Origin of the sequence: Alloalcanivorax sp. (assembly GCF_964221125.1) — a bacterium.
In the GTDB taxonomy this organism is placed as follows: Bacteria; Pseudomonadota; Gammaproteobacteria; order Pseudomonadales; family Alcanivoracaceae; genus Alloalcanivorax; species Alloalcanivorax venustensis.
Genome location: NZ_CAXPXK010000100.1, coordinates 51,030 through 64,866 on the forward strand (window position 1 = coordinate 51,030; position 13,837 = coordinate 64,866).

The following is a 13,837-nucleotide window of genomic DNA, read 5'->3' on the forward strand; positions in this document are numbered from 1 at the left end:
AGCCGATGTCACCCGAACAGTTCGATTATGTCGTGGTTGGGGCGGGCTCGGCCGGATGCGTCGTCGCCAACCGTCTATCCGAATGCGGCCGCCATTCGGTGCTGTTGCTTGAGGCCGGTCCGGAGAGCCGCCGCAATCCGTTCGTGAATATGCCTTTGGGCTTTCTGCAGCTGATTTTCAGTCGTCGCGTCAACTGGCAGTTCAATACCGAGCCGCAACAGCACATGTATGGCCGTGCCTTGTATCAGCCACGGGGTAAGATGGTCGGCGGGTCCAGCGGCATGAACGCGCAGGTCTACATTCGCGGACATGCCCGGGACTACGACGAGTGGGCACGGCTCGGTTGCGAAGGGTGGTCGTATGCCGATGTGTTGCCTTACTTCCGAAGATCCGAACATTTCGAGCCGGAGCTGGCGGCTCTTGAAACGGCGTTTCATGGTCGGGGTGGTCCGCTTAATATTACCGAGCGCCGCTATACCAACCCGCTGAGCACGGCGTTCGTCAAGGCGGCGATGCAGGCGGGCCACCGGCGCAACCCGGACTTCAACGGCCGTGAACAGGAAGGCGTGGGCTACTACTATGTTTATCAGAAGGACGGCACGCGCTGTAGCAATGCGCGTGCCTATCTCGAACCCGCGGCGTTTCGGTCCAACCTGACTGTCCGCAGCGGAGCGCACGTCACGCGTGTGTTGCTCCAGGGCGGCCGTGCCACCGGTGTCGAATATCGGAGCGCGAAGGGGCTGGCTCAGGTCCGTGCCCGGCGCGAAGTTGTACTCTGCGGCGGCGCGTTTAACTCTCCGCAGCTGCTGATGCTTTCCGGAATTGGACCGCGCGGTGAACTGTCCCGGCACGGGATTGAACTGCGTCATGAGCTGGAGGGCGTCGGACGGAATCTGCAGGATCACATCGACGTGTTCGTGCGTGTCAGAGCGCGCGACCGCCAGAGCATTTCCATGCATCCGAGCTACTGGTTCAAGGGCCTTCGGGCCCTGCTGCAGTATCTGAGCGGTCGCCGCGGTGTACTGTCGAGTAACGGCGCCGAGGCCGGTGGGTTTATTCGTTCCCGCGCGGAGGAGCCGATCCCCGACTTGCAACTGCATTTCGGGCCGATGTTGTACGCTGATCACGGGCGGGACATGAAGACCGCGATGAGCGGTTATGGTTACATCGTAATGATTTATGGGCTCCGGCCTTTGTCGCGCGGCCACGTCGGTCTGCACAGTGCCGACCCATTCGCGGCACCGCTGATAGACCCCAATTATATGGCTGAGCCCACCGACGTCGAGAGACTCGTTCGGGGGGTGCGTTTAGTACGCAGGATTCTGGAGCAGCCGGCTTTCACGCCTCACCACGAGGTCGAGATATCGCCGGGACCGACGCTGCGCAGTGACGAAGACCTCGCCACATGGGTGAGGCATAGCGGCGAGTCGGCCTATCACCCTGTAGGTACCTGTAAGATGGGATTGGATCCAATGGCGGTGGTCGATCCCCGACTGCGCGTGCATGGCCTCCGGTGCCTGCGGGTGGTTGATGCTTCCGTTATGCCGACCCTGGTGGGCGGAAATACTCATCAGCCAGCGACCATGATTGGCGAGAAGGGGGCCGAGATGATTCTCGAGGATTTCAAGGTTTCCCGCGGCCGATCTCGGTATTGAGTGCGGCGAGCTCGTCCCCATGGCGTTTGTAATCGTGAAATCGGACCCCAAGGCACAGTAGAAAAGAGACAGGCTATGACGAACAATCAGAAACAAACGACGGTCATCGTTGGCGGCGGGCACGCGGCGGGAGCGCTTTTGACAACACTGTTGCAAAAGAAATATCAGCATAAAGTGATTCTGGTGGGCGAAGAGCCCCACCCACCCTATCAGCGCCCGCCTCTGTCCAAGAATTACCTGACAGGCGAAGTTGATCAGGGTTCACTGTATTTGAAGCCAAGCTCAATATATGAAAACGCGGGTCATCAGTTGCGGCTCGGTGTGCGAGTCGTGCAAATCGATCGAAACAACAAAATCATCCGGTTGTCGGACCAGAGCACCTTGAAATACGATCAACTTGTCCTGGCCACGGGATCGCGTGTTCGGCGTTTGAATGCGCCAGGAGCGGACTTGAAAGGCATTCACTATCTGCATGATATAGCCGATGCGGATAACTTGCGTGAACAATTAGTTGCGGGGAAACGTTTGGTCATCGTGGGTGGCGGCTATATCGGTCTCGAGGTCGCCGCCAGCGCAAACAAGAGCGGCGTCGATGTCACCGTACTGGAAGCCGCTGATCGGCTTATGCAACGGGTTACTGGGTCGGAGATGTCCGCATTCTTTTACGCCAAGCATACTGACGCCGGCGTGGATGTACGTTTGAACACGGCGGTTACCGGCTTCGAAGCGGGAGAGCAAGGTTGTGTGACTGGCGTGAGATTGGCGAACGGCGGTATCGTGCCGGCCGATATCGTGCTTGTTTCCATCGGTGTTCTTCCGGAAACCGCTCTGGCCGAGGCCGCGGGCTTGCCCTGTGATGACGGTATTGTCGTTGACGAGTTTACTCGTACCGCGGATCCCGCTGTCCTGGCGATCGGCGACTGTACCCGCCACCGGAATCTGTTATTTGAAAAGATGCAACGACTTGAGTCCGTGGCGAATGCCGTCGATCAGGCTCGTACGGCGGCCGCGACGCTTATGGGTGAGCGCGTGCCCTACAAAAGCGTGCCGTGGTTCTGGTCGAACCAGTTTAACGTACGCTTACAAATGGTGGGGTTATCTCAAAACCACGATCAGCGGGTGGTTCGCGGCGATCCCTCGGATGAAGCGTTTGTGGTATTCTATTTACGCGGAAGCCGGCTGGTGGCCGTTGACGCGGTAAATCTGCCCATGGCCTTCATGGTCGGGAAGAAGCTTGTATATCAAGGCAAGGACGTCGATGTTGAAGCATTGAAAGATCCGAGCACCGAATTGAAATCGTTGGTATAAGGCATGATACCGAAGCAGCACCGGCATTCGGTGCGACGCAGACCGTACACGGCCCGGACCCCTTCCCTGGCCAGCTGACCAAGGCCGGTGGTGCTTAGCCGATGACTTGTGAGAAAATCAGCGGGGCCGCGCGGATCTTCGGCGTGACGAGCCATTATGGGGGAGTCGTCGGTCTGACGCAGGCAATGGACTCTCGCAATTCGGATTCGCGCCGTACCCCGAGGCCGGAGGAGAAAACCATGAAAAAAAAGCGCCCGGCCGGTCCGGCCCGGTCTGATCGTCAGTTTGTATTGACATCCGCCGCTCGACTGTTTCGTGAGCAGGGCTATGACCGGACCACGGTGAAAGAAATCGCAAAAGCGTGTAATTTGCTGCCCGGCAGCCTTCATTACCGGTATCAGGCCAAGGAGGATATTCTTGTTGATCTGATGCGCCTTGGTTTGGAGCAAACCTCGACTGCTGTCTCCGAAGCCGTGGCCGGTGCGGCGGAACCCGTGGAGCAGTTGCGTAGAGGCATCAATGCGCACCTTCAGATGCTGGTCAGCGGCTCGGACATGGTCTATGTACTGTTGTTTGAGTGGCGTTCTCTGCGCGGCGAAGCACGTAAGGAGATGATCAAGTTGCGCGACCGTTATGAGTCCCTCTGGGCGACTATGCTCAAGTCACTGGCGGAGAAAGGGGTAATTCGAAAGGAAGTGGATCTGGATTTGCTGCGGCTTATAGGCCTCGGTGCGCTCAACTGGGTAGCCACCTGGTTTAGCGACGATGGTCGCTACACGCTAGAGGAGATAGGTGATTTTGTCTGGCGCATGATCCGCGACGCGGTGCTAAAGGAGCGCCGGCACGATGTGCGGACTGAATACGGTTGATCGGCGCCCCTATGGCTCTAACGTCAGGCCCCCGGGAGCATTAGCGCCTCGGTGAAACCCAGCTTCGGCATAGGCACGGTCTTTGGATTGATCACGACAGAAAGTTCGCCAGAAGTGGGTCTGGGGAAGAGGCGCCCGGTGGCGGATCATTGGCGGTTTTGAGTCGGTTTCTGCTACACTCGCGCATTGGGCCAAGTCCCGCTCTGCTACCCAGCATGAAACGAAGCCCCCGTTACACGCGGGCTTTTTATTCCGTATCCGTTCGTCGCCAGACGCTGGTCCGCCCGTCGGAGCCCCCATGATTGAAGACGCCAAACCCGCCGGTTTGCTCAAACGCTTTATGGCCCTGGTTTACGACGGCTTCCTGGTGATCGCCCTGTGGTTCGTCAGCGCCGGCCTGTTCGTGCTTCTCTATAACCACACCGGCCTGCCGGTGCAGGACATCAACGGCGTCACCCGCGCCGACCCGATGGTGCTGCGCGGCGTGCTGTTTCCCCTGCTGATACTGGAAACCTGGGCCTTCTACGCCTGGTTCTGGCTGCATGGCGGCCAGACCCTGGGCATGCGCGCCTGGCGCCTGCAGGTGCGCGACTACCGTGGCGGGCCCATGCGTTTCTGGCAGACGGTGGCGCGTTTCGCCGCCGCCGGGCTGTCCTGGCTGACCCTCGGCGCCGGCTATCTGGTGGTGCTGGTGCACCCGCACCAGACCCTGCATGACCGCCTGTCGCTCACCGCCACCGTGGTGTTGCCCAAGGGCGCCAAGGCGGTCTGACCGGGGTGGAGGAATAACCGCGTGAGAGTCGACGACTTTGATTTTGATCTGCCCGAAGAGCTGATCGCCCGCCATCCCCCCGAGCGGCGCCGCGACGCCCGCCTTCTGGCGCTCACCGTGGACGACCTGAAACATCAGCGGTTCCCGGACCTGGCCGGCCACCTGCGCCCCGGCGACCTGCTGGTGTTCAACGACACCCGGGTGATTCCGGCGCGTCTGTTCGGGCACAAAAGCTCCGGCGGCCGGGTGGAAGTGCTGATCGAACGGCTGCTGGAGGGCACCCGGGCGCTGGCCCACGTGCGTGCCTCCAAGTCGCCCAAGCCGGACACCGGGCTGGTGTTCGAACAGGGCATCGGTGCCCGGGTCGAGGGCCGCCGTGGCGAGCTGTTCGAGCTGGATTTCAGCGGCTGCGAGACCGCCCTGGAGGCCCTGGAGCGCATCGGTCATGTGCCGCTGCCGCCCTATATCGACCGTCCCGACGAGGGCGCCGACCAGGAGCGCTACCAGACCGTGTACGCCCGCGAGCCCGGCGCCGTGGCGGCGCCCACCGCCGGCCTGCATTTCGACCAGCCGATGCTGGACCAGTTGCAGGCGATGGGGGTCGAAACCGGCTTCGTGACCCTGCATGTGGGCGCCGGCACCTTTCAGCCGGTGCGGGTGGAGCGGGTCGAGGACCACCCCATGCACAGCGAACGGTTCCGCGTCGAGGCCGCGCTGGTGGAGCAGGTCGAGGCGACGCGCGCCCGGGGCGGCCGGGTGGTGGCGGTGGGCACCACCGCCCTGCGCACCCTGGAGGCGGCCTCCGCCGGCGGTGCGCTTGAAGCCGGTGAATCGGAAACCGATATCTTTATCTACCCGGGCTATCAATTCCGCCAGGTGGACGCGCTGGTTACCAACTTCCATTTGCCGCGTTCCACGCTGTTGATGCTGGTGAGCGCCTTCGCCGGCCGTGAGCGGGTGCTGGCGGCGTATGAGGAGGCGATCCGTGAACGCTACCGCTTCTTCAGTTACGGCGACGCCATGTTCATTGAAAGAGCGCCCGACGCGCAGCGAGGCTTGTCATGTCCCGAATGACCTTCCAGCACCTGGCCAGTGACGGCGCCGCCCGGCGCGGGCGGCTGACCTTCCCGCGCGGCAGTGTGGAAACCCCGGCGTTCATGCCGGTGGGCACCTACGGCACCGTCAAGGGCATGCTGCCCCGGGACCTGGAAGACATCGGCGCGGAGATCTGCCTCGGCAATACCTTCCATTTGATGCTGCGCCCCGGCACCGAAGTGATCGGCGCCCACGGCGGACTGCACGGCTTCATGCAGTGGCAGCGGCCGATCCTCACCGATTCCGGCGGCTTCCAGGTGTTCAGCCTGGGCGAGATGCGCAAGATTTCCGAGCAGGGCGTGGTGTTCCAGAGCCCGATCAACGGCGACCGCATTGAGCTGAATCCGGAAATCGCCATGCGCGTGCAGGCGGATCTGGACAGCGACATCTGCATGATTTTCGACGAATGCACGCCGTACCCGGCCACCGAGACCGAGGCCGCCGACTCCATGCGCCTCTCCCTGCGCTGGGCGAAACGCTCCAAGCAGGCCCATTTCGACGATCTGGGGAACGATGCGGCCTGTTTCGGCATCGTACAGGGGGGCATGTACGACGCCCTGCGCCGCGAATCGCTGGACGGGCTGGTGGATATCGGCTTCGACGGCTATGCGGTGGGCGGCCTGAGCGTGGGCGAGCCCCAGGAAGAGATGCTGCGCACCCTGGGCGCGCTGACCCCGCACATGCCCGAGGACCGGCCCCGCTATCTGATGGGGGTAGGGCGGCCCGAGGACATCGTCGAAGCGGTGCGGCGCGGCGTGGATATGTTCGACTGCGTGATGCCCACGCGCAACGCGCGCAACGGCCATATTTTCGTCGGCGAAGGCGTGCTCAAGATCCGCAACGCCCGGCACCGGCACGACCTGGGGCCGCTGGACGAAAACTGTGATTGCTATACCTGCCGGCATTTTTCGCGCAGCTATCTGCACCATCTGGATCGCTGCAACGAGATGCTCGGCGCGCAACTCAATACCATCCACAATCTGCGCCATTACCAGCGGCTGATGGCCGGATTGCGGGGGGCTATCGAAGCGGGTACATTGAGCGCCTTTATTAGCGACTTCTACGCGGCTTTGGGCCGTCCCGTACCCGCGATTTAACGACGATAACGTGGAGTAACGTCATGAACTGGTTGATTTCACCCGCGCACGCTCAAACCGGTGGGGCCGCTCCTGGCGGCGGCGGTATCGAGCTGATCATGCTGGTGGTAATGGTAGCGGTGTTCTACTTCTTCCTGATCCGTCCGCAGCAAAAGCGCGCCAAGGAACACAAGAATCTGGTCCAGAGCCTGAACAAAGGCGACGAAGTGATCACCAGCGGCGGCATTCTCGGCCGGGTGACCAAGGTCACCGACGATTTCGTGGTACTGGAAATCAGCGGCAACCTCGAGATCAAACTGCAGAAACAGAGTGTCCAGGCCACGTTGCCCAAAGGCACCATTAAATCCATATAAGTCCTCGCCGGCCGAACCGGAAGACCATTATGACCCGCTATCCGCGCTGGAAATTTTTCCTGCTCCTGGCCGTGCTATTGGGGTGCGGCCTCTATGCGCTGCCCAATCTTTATCCGGACGTTCCGGCCATTCAGATCAGTGCCAACGACGCCGGCGGCCAGGTGCCGGTGCCGGTTCGTGACCGGGTGCTGGGCGCCCTCGACGACGCCGGCATCGAACACGGCGAAGGCGAAACCATCAACAATTCCTGGATGGTGCGCCTGGAGAGCACGGACGCGCAGCTGCGGGCCCGCGAGCGTATTTCCAGCCTGCTCGGCGAAGAGTACGTGGTGGCGCTTAATCTGGCCCCCACCACGCCGGACTGGCTGCGCGCGGTGGGCGCCTCGCCCATGAACCTGGGCCTGGACCTGCGCGGCGGGGTGCACTTCCTGCTGCAGGTGGACATGGCCACGGTGATCGAGCAGCGCATGGACGCCTGGTCCGGCCAGGCCAAGCTGACGCTGCGTAACGAGGGCATCCGCTACCGCAGCGTGGACATCGAAGGTCAGAAGCTGGTCATCACCCTGGACGACCAGATCGCCGCCGACGCGGCGCGGGCGCCGCTGCGCACCGCGCTGCCGGAGTTCACCCTGGACCAGTCCGAGGAACGGCCCCGGCTGACCCTGACGCTGAACCAGAGCACGCTGGATGAGCTGCAGGATTACGCCGTCGACCAGAACCGCACCGCGCTGAACAACCGGGTCAACGAGCTGGGCGTGGGCAACGCGGTGGTGCAGCGCCAGGGCGCCGACCGCATCGTGGTGCAGCTGCCCGGTGTGCAGGACGCCTCCCAGGCGCGCCGTATTCTCGGCCGCACCGCGACCCTGGAATTCCGTCTGGTCGCCGACCAGTACTCCTCCAGCCGGGCCAGCACCGGCATCGCGCCGCCGGGCACCGAGATTTTCCCGTTCAAATCCCAGAACGACCGGCCGGTGATTCTGGAGAAATCCAAGATCGCCACCGGTGATCAGGTCACCAACGCGCAGATGGGCTTCGACCAGCAAAGCGGCACGCCCCAGGTGAACGTGGAGCTGGACTCCACCGGCGCGCGCAGCATGCAGCGCGTGACCAGCAAGAACGTGGGCAACCCCATGTCGGTGCTGTTCATCGAGACCAAGACGGTGATGAAAACCGTCGAGGGCGAGGACGGCGAGCGCCGTCAGGTGCCGGAAAGCACCACCGACCAGTACGTGATCAACGTGGCCACCATCCAGGACACCCTGGGCAGCCGCTTCCGGATCACCGGTCTGGACAGCCCGGCGGAAGCCTCGGAGCTGGCCCTGCTGCTGCGCGCCGGTTCCCTGGCGGCGCCGGTGACCATCGTTGAAGAGCGCACCATCGGCCCCAGCCTGGGCCAGGAAAATATCGAGGCCGGCCTCAAGTCGATGGCGCTGGGCATGGCCCTGGTGCTGCTGTTCATGGTGATCTGGTACAAGGTGTTCGGCCTGTTCGCCAATGTGGCGCTGCTCGGCAACCTGGTGATCATCGTCGGCGTGATGTCGTTGATCCCCGGCGCCACGCTCACCCTGCCGGGCATCGCCGGTATCGTGTTGACCGTGGGCATGGCGGTGGACGCCAACGTGCTGATCTACGAGCGTATCCGCGAGGAGCTGCGTAACGGCCGGCGTCCGCGCGAGGCGATCGAAGAGGGCTACGGCCGCGCCTTCACCACCATTCTGGACGCCAACATCACCACCATGATCGTGGCGGTGATCCTGTTCTCCGCGGGCACCGGCTCCGTGCAGGGCTTCGCGGTGACGCTGTTCATCGGCATTCTGTCCTCCATGTTCACGGCCATCATCGGTACCCGCGCGCTGGTGGAAATGACCTACGGCCGGGGCGCCCGCGCGCCGGCCAAACTGAGTATCTGAGGCGGTTATGAGTAAGGCTCCCGCGAAGCACATCAACTTCATGGCGCCGCGCAAGGTGCTCGGCATACTGTCGATCGCCCTGGTGGTGATCTCCATCGCGCTGCTCGCCACCCGCGGCCTGAACCTGGGCCTGGACTTCACCGGCGGCACCTCGGTGGTGGTGAAGAGCGAGCAGGATCTGGACCTCGACCAGGTGCGCGGCGCCGTCGCCGAGCGCGGCTTCAGCGACGCCATTGTTCAGCAGTACGGCTCCGCCCGGGAAGTCAGCATCCGCGTGGCGCCCACCGAAGGCGTGGAAGCCGACCAGGTGGGCGGCATGGTGTTCGAGGCGGTGAACGCCGAGATCGACAACCTGGAGCTGCTCAAGGTGGAGTTCGTCGGCCCCCAGGTGGGCGACGAGCTGCGTGACCAGTCCGGCCTCGCCATGCTGATGGCGCTGGGCCTGATGCTGGTCTATGTGTGGTTCCGGTTCACCAACAAGTTCGGGGTCGCCACCGTGGCCGCGCTGCTGCACGACGTGATCATCGTGCTGGGCCTGTTCTCCCTGCTGCAGTGGCACTTCGATCTGACCGTGCTGGCGGCGATCCTGGCCCTGATCGGCTACTCGCTGAACGACTCCATCGTGGTCGCCGACCGGATACGCGAGAACTTCCGCAACACCCGGGAAACCGACCCGGAAAAAATCGTCAACGACGCCATCAACGAAATGCTCAACCGCACCATCAACACCTCGTTGACCACCGCCCTGGTGCTGCTGGCGCTGTTCTTCTTCGGCGGCGAAGTAATGCGCTCGTTCTCGGAAGCGCTGCTGGTGGGCATCGTTGTGGGTACCTACTCGTCCATCTACGTGGTCGCCAACCTGATCTTCACCCTCAACGTCACCAAGGAAGACTTCCTGGTCGTCGAAAAAGAAGAAATCGATGAAATGCCCTAAAAGCAGTTAATAGTTAACAGTGAACAGTTAATAGTTGGCCGGCATAGCCGGCCCTGGGGAAAACAGAAAGGCCGTGCCAGCGTTCATTCGCGGGCACGGCCTTTTTGTTTATGGCGACGCTCGTCGCGTCTTTTAGCTGTTAACTATTCACTGTTAACTATTAACTGCCCTCCTCACCAATCTTGTTTTTCCATCCAGGGGATGATGCGTTCGAAGGCGGCTTCGATCTGGTCCAGGGAGGTGGAGTAGCTGATGCGCAGGGCGTTGCTGCAGCTGTCGCCGAAGGTTTCCCCGGCGACCGTGCAGACGCCGGTCTCGCGCAGCAGTTTGAGCGCCACGTTGCCGCCGTTGACGCCCTCCGGCAGCGACGGGAACAGGTAGAAGGCGCCGTCCGGTCGGTAACCGGTAAGGTGCGGTGTGGCCTTCACCAGGTCCACCAGCCGGTCGCGGCGGCGCTGGTATTCCACCAGCATGTTGTCGATGAAGGTGCGCTCGCCGCGCAGTGCCGCCACCCCGGCCCATTGGCAGGGGGTGTTGGCCACGGTGGTGGTGAACATGTGGTAGCGGCGCAATTTCTTGATCGCGCCCTGGCTGGCCATCAACCAGCCGATGCGCATGCCCGCCATGCTGAAGGTTTTCGAGAAGCTGGAGATCACCATCACATGGTCCAGGTCCGAGCAGCAGGACAGCACGCTCGGGTACTCCTTGCCGTCGTACACCAGGTGGTCGTAGACCTCATCGCTGATCACGTACACGCCCCGGTAGGCCGCTTCCTGCACGATCGCTTCCACGGTGTCGCGGGGATAGATGGTGCCGGTGGGGTTGCTCGGTGAGTTGAGCACGATGGCGTAGGTGTTCGGGCCGATGGCGTCGATCACTTCCTGCGGGTCCAGCTGGTGCTGGTTCTCCGCGTGCGTGGGGATCGATTTCACCACGCCGCCGTTCATGCGGATCAGCGGCGCGTAGAGCATGAACGAGGGCTCCGGCACGATGAACTCCCGGCCCGGCGCCGAGGTGGCGGTGAGCGCCAGGTACAGCGCCTCGGTGGCGCCGGTGGTGATCATGATGTTTTCCGGCACCAGGGTGCGGTTGTAGCGTTCTCCGTAGTATTCCGCCAGGGCTTCCAGCAGCTCGGGCAGGCCGGCGTCCATGGTGTAGCCGGTCTGGCCCGCGTGCAGGGCGTCCACCGCCGCTTCCACCACATGCTCCGGCGGCTTCAGGTCCGGCTGCCCGATGGACAAATGGATCACGTCCTCCATGGTCGACGCCAGGTTCACCATGCGGCGGATGCCCGGCACCGGGATGGTCAGCAGGGCCGGGTTCCAGATCGGGTCTTCGGTTTCGTAGAAGTCCGTGTCCAGGTTGATGCTGCTCATATCACCGCTCCCTTGTTAAAGACGGTTCATGCGGTCGCGCCGGCCAGGGCCAGCGATGGACGGTCGGTGAAAGGACGGAGCTGTTCGAACAAATGCCCGGCTTTGAGCACCTGTTCGTCCGCGAAGCGGCGGCCGACGATCTGCAGCCCCATGGGCAGGCCGTCGCCGGCCAGTCCCAGCGGCACGGACAGCGCCGGCTGGCCGGTCATGTTGAAAGGGTAGGTGAACGGCGTCCAGGTGGGCCAGCGGGTGTTGGGCCAGTCCGGCGGCACCTCCCGGTTGGTCTCGAAGGCGGTGATCGGCAGGGTCGGGGTGATCAGCAGATCGTACTTCTGATGGAACACCGCCATCCGCTCCGAGAGCGCCATGCGTTCGTTCACCGCCGCCAGGTAGTCGAGCATGGACAGGCGCTCGGCCTTGGCCACCACCTGCATCAGGCCCGGGTCCATCTGTTCGCGCTGGCGCGGCGTCAGGTCGCGGCAGGCGTTGGCGGCGCCGCCGTAGAACAGGTGGCCGAAGGCGGCCAGCGGGTTGCTGAAGCCCGGGTCCACTTCCACCACGGTGGCGCCCAGGTCGCGGAACACCTCCACGGCGGCGGCGCAGGCCCGTTCGATGTCCGGGTCCACGTCCACGTAACCCAGGTTATTGCTGTAGGCGATGCGCAGCCCGGACAGGTCGCCCTCCAGGGCGCCCAGATAATCGGTGCCGCGCCGTGGCGCCGCCTGGGAATCGCGCGGGTCGGTTTCGCTGAGCACCTGCATCATCAGGGCGGCGTCCGCCACCGTGCGGGTCATGGGCCCGGCATGGGCAAGGCTGCCGAACGGGCTGGCCGGCCAGTGCGGCACTTCACCGAAGGTGGGTTTGTGGCCGACGATGCCGCAGAACCCGGCCGGAATACGGATCGAGCCACCGGCGTCGGTGCCCAGGGCCAGGGGCGCCATGCAGGCGGACACCGCCGCGGCGGACCCGCCGCTGGAGCCGCCGGCGGTTTTGGAAGGGTCCCAGGGGTTGTTGGTGGGGCCGCACAACGGGCTGTCGGTGACCCCCTTCCAGCCGAACTCCGGGGTGGTGGTTTTGCCCAGCGGCACATAGCCGTGGCGCTCCAAAGCGGCGGTGGCCGGCGAGCGCTTGTTCAGCGTGCTGGCGCCGTCGATGGTGCGCGAGCCTTTCAGGGTGGGCCACATGGGCGTGAGAAACACATCCTTGACCGCCACCGGGATGCCGTCCAGCAACCCCTGAGCCTCGCCTTTCAGATAGCGTTGCTCGGAGGCCTTGGCGATCTCCAGCGTGGTCTCGCGGTCGATCAGGCACCAGGCGTTCAGGGCATGGTCGTGATGCTGCACATGATCGAGCAGATCCGCCGCCACCTCCACCGGTGACAGCTCCCGGCGTTCGAACGCCTTCTTCAGTTCCAGCGCACTCAGGGTCCGCAGTTCCTCACTCATGGACGTGCCTCCTCTCTCAGCCTCTCAGCGGCGACCGTAGCCGCGTGCCTTATCCACCGGGTTGGCCAGCGGCTGCCCGCGCCGCCAGCGTTGAAAGTTGTCGACGAACTGGTCGCCCAGGGCCCGCCGCCAGCCGACGAAATCGCCGGCCATGTGCGCGGACAGCATCACGTTGGGGTAGCGCCACAGCGGGTGCTCCGGCGGCAGCGGTTCTTCCTCGAACACATCCAGGGCGGCGCCGGCCAGCCGGCCGCTGTCCAGCGCCCCGAGCAGGGCGCCGGTGCGGACCACGGCGCCGCGGCCCACGTTGATGAACACCGCGTCGGGTTTCATCAGGCGGAAATGGCGGTCGTCGAACAGACCACGGGTGTCGTCGGTGAGCGGCGCCGCCACGATCACGTAATCCGCGTCGCCGAGCAGGGCCGGCAGGTCTTCCTGACGGTGTACCCGGGCGAAGGCCGAATCCTGGCGGGCCCGGCGCGCGGTGCCGACCACCTCCATGCCCAGGCCGCCCAGCACGGTGGCGATTTCCCGGCCGATGGAACCGGCCCCCACCACCAGGGCCCGGGCACCACGGATCATGGCGGTTTCCCGGTGCTGCCAGCGCCGTTCCCGTTGCAGCGCCAGATTGGTGAGGGTGTCCTTGGCGAACAGCAGCACCGCGCCGAGCACGTATTCGGCGATGCCCCGGTCGAAAATGCCCGAGGCGTTGGTGACCGGGAAATCGCCGTTTTTGATCGGTGGAATCATCAGGGCGTCCACGCCCGCGCTGGTAGCGTGCACCCAGCGTATCGGGCAGGGGTCGGGCCAGGCGGCTTCCAGGGCCTCGACGCGGAAATCGGTGACCACCAGGATGTCCGTTTCCGCCAACGCCTCGGCGAGACCGTTGTCGCCCCGCACCTCGCGGAGGGTGATGTCCCCGCGCAGCCGGTCCAGGCCGGGCAGGGCGGGTTCGTCCTCCGCCAACAGGACGGTGACCCGGGGTTCATGCAATGCGCCTGCGCTCATGGCGTCTCCTTCTCA

At 63.7% G+C, this 13,837-nt stretch carries 12 protein-coding genes; 9 read left to right on the forward strand and 3 right to left on the reverse strand.

What is annotated here, in order from left to right; genetic code table 11:
• Positions 1-5: 5 nt before the first annotated feature.
• The 9 genes from ACEQZD_RS12505 to secF all read left to right on the forward strand — a co-directional run bounded on the left by ACEQZD_RS12505 (position 6) and on the right by secF (position 9,993).
• Positions 6-1,655 (forward strand): GMC family oxidoreductase, encoded by a 1,650-nt coding sequence (locus tag ACEQZD_RS12505; RefSeq protein WP_067610085.1) that lies wholly within the window; start codon positions 6-8, stop codon positions 1,653-1,655.
• A gap of 75 nt (positions 1,656-1,730) precedes the next feature.
• The gene (locus tag ACEQZD_RS12510; protein ID WP_067610087.1) at positions 1,731-2,963 is read left to right on the forward strand and encodes an NAD(P)/FAD-dependent oxidoreductase; all 1,233 of its coding nucleotides are present in this window, start codon (positions 1,731-1,733) and stop codon (positions 2,961-2,963) included.
• Positions 2,964-3,202: 239 nt separating this feature from the next.
• Positions 3,203-3,832 (forward strand): TetR/AcrR family transcriptional regulator, encoded by a 630-nt coding sequence (locus ACEQZD_RS12515; RefSeq protein WP_067610095.1) that lies wholly within the window; start codon positions 3,203-3,205, stop codon positions 3,830-3,832.
• A 298-nt stretch (positions 3,833-4,130) separates the two neighbouring features.
• Positions 4,131-4,604, forward strand: a complete 474-nt coding sequence (locus tag ACEQZD_RS12520; protein ID WP_194855028.1) for an RDD family protein — start codon at positions 4,131-4,133, stop codon at positions 4,602-4,604.
• Between the two features lie 21 nt (positions 4,605-4,625).
• On the forward strand, positions 4,626-5,678 hold the full coding sequence (queA, locus tag ACEQZD_RS12525) for a tRNA preQ1(34) S-adenosylmethionine ribosyltransferase-isomerase QueA (RefSeq protein ID WP_214012229.1): 1,053 nt from the start codon (positions 4,626-4,628) through the stop codon (positions 5,676-5,678).
• Entirely contained in the window at positions 5,666-6,796 is a 1,131-nt protein-coding gene (tgt, locus tag ACEQZD_RS12530) for a tRNA guanosine(34) transglycosylase Tgt (RefSeq protein WP_228547867.1), read from the forward strand. The genes queA and tgt overlap by 13 nt, the downstream gene beginning before the upstream one ends.
• Positions 6,797-6,819: 23 nt before the next feature.
• Positions 6,820-7,149, forward strand: coding sequence for a preprotein translocase subunit YajC (yajC, locus tag ACEQZD_RS12535; protein WP_142948983.1), 330 nt, complete (start codon positions 6,820-6,822; stop codon positions 7,147-7,149).
• Positions 7,150-7,178: 29 nt separating this feature from the next.
• Positions 7,179-9,059, forward strand: a complete 1,881-nt coding sequence (gene secD / locus ACEQZD_RS12540) for a protein translocase subunit SecD (RefSeq protein ID WP_142948981.1) — start codon at positions 7,179-7,181, stop codon at positions 9,057-9,059.
• 7 nt (positions 9,060-9,066) lie between these two features.
• Entirely contained in the window at positions 9,067-9,993 is a 927-nt protein-coding gene (secF, locus tag ACEQZD_RS12545; RefSeq protein WP_142948980.1) for a protein translocase subunit SecF, read from the forward strand.
• 173 nt (positions 9,994-10,166) lie between these two features.
• Here the strand turns inward: secF and ACEQZD_RS12550 are convergent, their stop codons facing one another.
• The 3 genes from ACEQZD_RS12550 to ACEQZD_RS12560 are packed head-to-tail and all read right to left on the reverse strand — an operon-like array spanning position 10,167 to position 13,822.
• Positions 10,167-11,369 (reverse strand): pyridoxal phosphate-dependent aminotransferase, encoded by a 1,203-nt coding sequence (locus ACEQZD_RS12550; protein WP_370185923.1) that lies wholly within the window; start codon positions 11,367-11,369, stop codon positions 10,167-10,169.
• Positions 11,370-11,395: 26 nt separating this feature from the next.
• Complete coding sequence (locus ACEQZD_RS12555; RefSeq protein ID WP_214012224.1) at positions 11,396-12,814, reverse strand: amidase; 1,419 nt, start codon at positions 12,812-12,814, stop codon at positions 11,396-11,398.
• 24 nt (positions 12,815-12,838) lie between these two features.
• On the reverse strand, positions 12,839-13,822 hold the full coding sequence (locus ACEQZD_RS12560; protein WP_370185925.1) for a D-2-hydroxyacid dehydrogenase: 984 nt from the start codon (positions 13,820-13,822) through the stop codon (positions 12,839-12,841).
• Positions 13,823-13,837 lie beyond the last annotated feature (15 nt).